This window comes from Streptomyces sp. NPDC048506 (genome assembly GCF_040651315.1).
In the GTDB taxonomy this organism is placed as follows: domain Bacteria; phylum Actinomycetota; class Actinomycetes; order Streptomycetales; family Streptomycetaceae; genus Streptomyces.
The window spans coordinates 101,293-107,292 of the sequence record NZ_JBEZIX010000036.1 but is presented as its reverse complement, the minus strand read 5'-3'; the positions used below and the strand labels follow the sequence as shown (position 1 = coordinate 107,292).

The following is a 6,000-nucleotide window of genomic DNA, read 5'->3' as shown; positions in this document are numbered from 1 at the left end:
GCCTGCCTTGCCGTTGAAGGAGACGAAGGCGTTTTCATACGACCAGCACAGGTCGCCGGGCTTGTTGCCGTCGGCGTGCTTCTCGCCGTCGTCCGTACGGATGACCGACCCGGCCCATCGGCGCGTTCCGCGGTCGCGGCCGGCGGTCTACGACCGACGGTCCGCGGAATCAGTCGCGGGCGACCTCGGCCGGCTCGACCGCGCCGTCGGACGGGGCCTGCGCCACGCCGTCGATCTTGGCCACCAGTCCGGTCACCTGGCGGGCGATGTCCGGCGCGGTGAGCCCGATCTCCGCCATGATCTCCGTGCGGGAGGCGTGGTCGAGGAACCGCTCGGGGATGCCGAAGTCACGCAGCGGCAGGTCCACGCCGGCGTCCCGCAGGGCCTGGGCGATGGCCGAACCGACGCCGCCGGCACGGGAGTTGTCCTCGACGGTGACGACCACACGGTGCTGGGCCGCCAGGCCCGGCAGCGCCTCGTCGACCGGCTTGACCCAGCGCGGGTCCACGACGGTCGTCGAGATGCCCTGCTTGTCGAGGAGGTCGGCGATCTCCAGGCACATCGGGGCGAGCGCACCGACGGAGACCAGCAGCACGTCCGGCCGGGTGACCTCCTCGGCGGGCCGGCGCAGCACGTCCATGCCGCCGACCCGGTCCACCGCCTCGACGGCCGGGCCGACCTTGCCCTTGGAGTAGCGCACCACGGTCGGGGCGTCCTTGACCTCGACGGCCTCGCGCAGCTGGGCGCGCACCTGGTCGGCGTCGCGCGGCGCGGCGATCCGCAGGCCGGGGACGACCTGGAGCAGGGACATGTCCCACATGCCGTTGTGCGAGGCACCGTCGTCACCGGTGACGCCGGCCCGGTCCAGGACGAAGGTGACGCCGCACCGGTGCAGGGCGACGTCCATCAGGACCTGGTCGAAGGCGCGGTTGAGGAAGGTGGCGTAGACCGCGAAGACCGGGTGCAGACCACCGGTGGCCAGGCCCGCCGCCGACACGGCCGCATGCTGCTCGGCGATGCCGACGTCGTAGACCCGGTCCGGGAAGGCCTTGGCGAACTTGCCCAGACCCACCGGTTGCAGCATCGCCGCCGTGATCGCCACGATGTCGTCGCGCTCCTGGCCCAGCTTGACCATCTCGTCGCCGAAGACGGAGGTCCAACTGGCGCCGCCGGAGGCCACCGGCAGCCCGGTGTCCGGGTGGATGACGCCGATGCCGTGGAAGCGGTCCGCCTCGTCCTGCTCGGCCGGCTTGTAGCCGCGGCCCTTCTCGGTGAGGCAGTGCACGATGACCGGGCCGCCGAAGCGCTTGGCGCGCTGCAACGCGGACTCCAGCGCCGCGATGTCGTGGCCGTCGATCGGGCCGACGTACTTCAGGCCCAGGTCCTCGAACATGCCCTGCGGCGCGATGAAGTCCTTCAGGCCCTTCTTGGCGCCGTGCAGCGTCTCGTAGAGCGGCTTGCCGACCACCGGGGTGCGCTCCAGGAGGTCCTTGCCGCGGGCCAGGAAGCGTTCGTAGCCGTCGGTGGTGCGCAGGGTGGCCAGGTGGTCGGCCAGACCGCCGATGGTCGGCGCGTAGGACCGCTCGTTGTCGTTGACGACGATGACCAGCGGACGGTCCTTGGCGACCGCGATGTTGTTGAGCGCCTCCCAGGCCATACCACCGGTCAGCGCACCGTCACCGATGACGGCCACCACATGGTCGTCCTTGCCCCGCACCTGATTGGCCTTCGCCAGACCGTCGGCCCAGCCCAGCACCGTCGAGGCATGACTGTTCTCGATGACGTCATGCGCCGACTCCGCCCGCGAGGGGTACCCCGACAACCCACCCTTGGCCCGCAGCTTCGAGAAGTCCTGCCGGCCGGTGAGCAGCTTGTGCACGTACGACTGGTGACCGGTGTCGAACAGCACCCGGTCCGCAGGCGAGTCGAAGACCCGGTGCAGGGCGATGGTCAGCTCCACCACACCCAGGTTCGGCCCGAGGTGCCCACCGGTCTTGGAGACGGCATCGACAAGGAAGGTACGGATCTCCCCCGCCAGCTGCTCAAGCTGCTCCGGGCCGAGTCGGTCCAGATCGCGCGGTCCCCTGATACGGGAAAGCAACGCCACCCCTGCCTCCTTGCTGCTTTGGTCGAGCTTGCTGCTGTGGTCGAGCTTGCTGCTGTCGATCGAGCTTGCCGATCAGATGAGTCTAATGTTGCGTCCGCTGCGCCGACGCCCGGGCCTCGCGTTGTATGTCACTTGGGTGACAGCGCTCCCGAGTGCCGTGCGCGCCCCTCTGCGCGCACGCGGACCGGCCCCCACCGGATCGTGCCGGTGGGGGCCGGTGCCGTCGGACGACGCCGGGGCGCGGGTCAGGTGCGCCCGGAGCGCCGCCGCGGACGGAGGACGCCCTGCGCCTCAGGTGCGCCAGGAGCGCTGCCGCAGACGGACGACGCCCCGCAGGTCAGGTGCGCCAGGAGCGCTGCCGCAGACGGACGACGCCCTGCACCTCAGGTGCGCCCAGCGGTCTTCTGGGTCCGCCGCGAGACCGAGTCGATCACGACCGCGGCGAGCAGCACCGCGCCGGTGATCATGAACTGGATCTCACTCGCCATGCCCAGCAGGTTCAGGCCCTGCTGGATCGACTGGATGACCAGCATGCCGAGCAGCGCGGACCAGATCTTGCCGCGGCCGCCGAAGAGGCTGGTGCCACCGATGACGGCCGCCGCGATGACGTTCATCAGGGTGTTGCCGGAGCCCAGGTTCTTGGTGGCACCGCCGGAGAGGCTGGCGATGAAGAGTCCGCCGAACGCGGCGAGCATCCCGGAGATCGCGAAGACCGTGATCCGGATCTTGTTCACGTTGATGCCGGCCCGGCGGGCCGCCTCGGCGTTGCCGCCGACCGCGAAGATCTGCCGGCCGTAGGTGGTGCGGCGCACCACGAAGTCGGCGACGACCAGCACGGCGAGGAAGAGGACCAGGGCCAGCGGCAGACCGCGGGCACCGGCCGGCTCGTTCAGGACGTAGGCGACGGCGAAGGCGAGCACCGCGACCACGCCGGAGCGCAGCAGGATCTCGCTGAGCGGCCGGGCCGGCAGGGCGGCAGCCTTGCGGCGCTTGCTGTCCAGCAGCAGCGATCCGGCGTACGCCAGGACCGCGACCAGCGCGAGACCGTAGCCGGCGGCCTTGTCCTCGAAGTAGTAGCCGGTGAGGCTCTCCACCACACTGCCGCTCGGCGTGTTGATGGAGCCCTCGTTGCCCATCATCCAGATCTGTAGACCGCTCCAGCCGAGGAAACCGGCCAGGGTGACGACGAAGGCCGGCACTCCGATCTTGGCGAAAAAGAATCCGTGCAGGGCGCCGATGGCCACACCGGCCAGCACGGCGATCAGCACCGCGAGCCAGTCGTTGACCCCGTGGGTGACGCTGAGCACGGCCCAGACGGCCGCGCCGACACCCGCGACGGAGCCGACCGAGAGGTCGATCTCACCGAGCAGCAGCACGAAGACGATGCCCACGGCCATGATGCCGAGGCCGGAGGTGTAGACACCGATGTTCGCGATGCTGTCCGCGGACAGGAAGCTGCTGTTCTTGATCTGGAAGACGATCGCGATGACGATCAGGCCGATGACGACCGGCAGCGAGCCCAGCTCACCACCGCGCACCCGGCGCTTGAAGTCGTTGAGGTAGCCGGCGAGGCCCTGCTCCCGGACGAGGAGGCGGGGGTCGACGGCGGCCGGCTGGGGAGTGTCGACGGCGGCTTCCGCAGCCTCCGTCGTCTGCGCCGACTCCCCCGTCGGCTCCTTGGTGAGGTCGCTCATGCGCCGGCCTCCTTCTTCACCTGGTGCGTACGCGCCTTGCGGCGGGTGACGGCGTTGTCCGAAGCGCCGGTGATCGCGGCGATGATCTCTTCGTGGGAGGTGCCCTCGACGTCGAAGACACCGTTGTTGCGGCCCAGCCGCAGCACCGCGACCCGGTCCGCGACGGCCTGCACATCGGCCATGTTGTGGCTGATGAGGATGACGCCCAGACCGCGTTCCCGCAGCCGCTCGACGAGGTCGAGGACCTGGGCGGTCTGCTCGACGCCGAGGGCGGCGGTGGGCTCGTCGAGGATGACGATCTTCGGGTCGCCGATCAGTGCGCGGGCGATCGCGACGACCTGCCGCTGACCGCCGGAGAGCGCGGCGACCGGGATGCGGACGCTGGGGATGCGGATGGACAGGGTGTCCAGCAGCTCCTTGGCGCGCTTCTCCATCGCGATCTCGTCGAGGACGCCGGCGGTGCGGGTCTCGTTGCCGAGGAAGAGGTTGGCGACGACGTCGAGGTTGTCGCAGAGCGCGAGGTCCTGGTAGACGGTGGCGACGCCGAGTTCCTGGGCGTCGTGCGGCTTGCTGATGCGTACCGCGTTGCCCTCCCACTCGATGGCGCCGTCGTCGACCGGGTGGACGCCCGAGATGGTCTTGACCAGCGTGGACTTACCGGCACCGTTGTCGCCGACGAGGGCGACCACCTCACCGGGGTGGATCTCCAGGGTGACGTCCGTGAGTGCTTGGACGGCGCCGAACCGCTTGGAGACTCCGCGCAACGCCAGCACAGGCGTAGCGGACACGTGAATCATCTCCTTCGCCGCCGTCACAACGGCGGGGATGGTGGTGCGAAGAGCGGGGGCTCTGCGAGGAAGTGGGGGGCTGTGGCCGGGCGGCCCGCGCCAGGGACAGGGCGGCGCGGGCCGGAAGGGACCGGGGGGCCTACGGCCCGCGACCGGTGGCCGGAGGCCGGGGTCGGCGGGCCGGGGGCCTTACTTGATGCCGGCCGCCTCGCAGGCCTTCTTGACGTCGCCGGTGCAGATCTGGCTCACCTTGTAGACCTTGTCCTTGAGGATCGTGGACACGATGTTGTCCTTGGTCACGACCTGCGCGTCGTAGAGCTTCGCGGGGATGCCCTTGACCTCGCCGCTGAGGCTGTCGACCTTGGTGGACGTCAGGGAGTCGATCTTCTCGCCCTTGAGCAGCTTGACCGCGATCTCGGCGGTGGAGTCGGCCTGCGGCTTGATCTGCTTGTAGATCGTGAAGGCCTGCTCGCCCTTGAGGATCCGCTGGAGGCCCGCCAGCTCGGCGTCCTGGCCGCCGACCGGGACCTTCACACCCTTCTGCTTGAGGGCGGTGATGATGCCGCCGGCCATGCCGTCGTTGCCGGAGTAGACGCCCTGGAAGCCGTCCTTGCCGAGCGAGTCGAGGGCCGCGCCCATCTTCCGGTTGGCCTCGTCCGGCGACCAGTCCGGGATGTCCTGCTCGTACGCGACCTTCTTGACCTGCTTGTCGAGGACGCTGTGGGCGCCCTTCTTGAAGAACGGCATGTTCGGGTCGGTCGGCGAGCCGTTGATCATGACGACATTGCTGTCCTTGGCCTTGTCGCCGAGCGCCTTGACCAGCGCCTCGCCCTGGAGGCGGCCGATCTTCTCGTTGTCGTAGGACACGTAGGCGGAGATGTTGCCCTCGGCCAGCCGGTCGTACGCGATGACCTTGACGCCCTTCTTGGCGGCCTGGTTCACCCACGACTTGGTGGCCTTGTAGTCGACCGCGTCCAGGATGATCACCTTCACGCCCTGGGTGATCAGCGCGTCGAACTGCTTCTTCTGGGTCTCGGTCTCCTGCGCCGCGTTGTTGTACTTCACCGTGCAGTCGCTGCACAGCGCCTTGATCTTCGACTCGATCAGCGGGCGGTCGAAGGTCTCGTAGCGCGTGGTCTTGTTCTCCGGAAGGAGCAGACCGATCGTCTTGGTGTCACCACCGCCGCCCTTGGCTCCGTCACCGGCCTTGCCGCAGGCGGCCACGGAGAGCGCCATCGAAACGGCGGCGGTGCCTATGACGACGCGACGCGTCCAAACGTTCATGGGGTTGCCTCCCTGACGAGGCCGCGTCGTTGCGGCCGAGGTGGCTGGAAGTCAACTCGGCCGGCAGCCGACCGTCAAGAAGTAAATCCTTAACGAGATGGCAACGGTGCCATGCGTTAGCTGTGTG

Annotated in this window: 4 protein-coding genes; all 4 read right to left on the bottom strand. The window is 69.1% G+C overall.

The window, feature by feature from the left end; all coding sequences use genetic code 11:
- Nucleotides 1-169 precede the first annotated feature (169 nt).
- Entirely contained in the window at nt 170-2,107 is a 1,938-nt protein-coding gene (gene dxs / locus AB0C96_RS27445; protein ID WP_362920826.1) for a 1-deoxy-D-xylulose-5-phosphate synthase, read from the bottom strand.
- Nucleotides 2,108-2,490: 383 nt separating this feature from the next.
- The gene (locus tag AB0C96_RS27440; protein ID WP_362920824.1) at nt 2,491-3,801 is read right to left on the bottom strand and encodes a sugar ABC transporter permease; all 1,311 of its coding nucleotides are present in this window, start codon (nt 3,799-3,801) and stop codon (nt 2,491-2,493) included.
- Nucleotides 3,798-4,598, bottom strand: coding sequence for an ATP-binding cassette domain-containing protein (locus AB0C96_RS27435; RefSeq protein ID WP_362920822.1), 801 nt, complete (start codon nt 4,596-4,598; stop codon nt 3,798-3,800). Before AB0C96_RS27435 ends, AB0C96_RS27440 begins: the two co-directional genes overlap by 4 nt.
- A gap of 180 nt (nt 4,599-4,778) precedes the next feature.
- Nucleotides 4,779-5,873 (bottom strand): substrate-binding domain-containing protein, encoded by a 1,095-nt coding sequence (locus tag AB0C96_RS27430; protein WP_362920821.1) that lies wholly within the window; start codon nt 5,871-5,873, stop codon nt 4,779-4,781.
- Nucleotides 5,874-6,000: the final 127 nt, after the last annotated feature.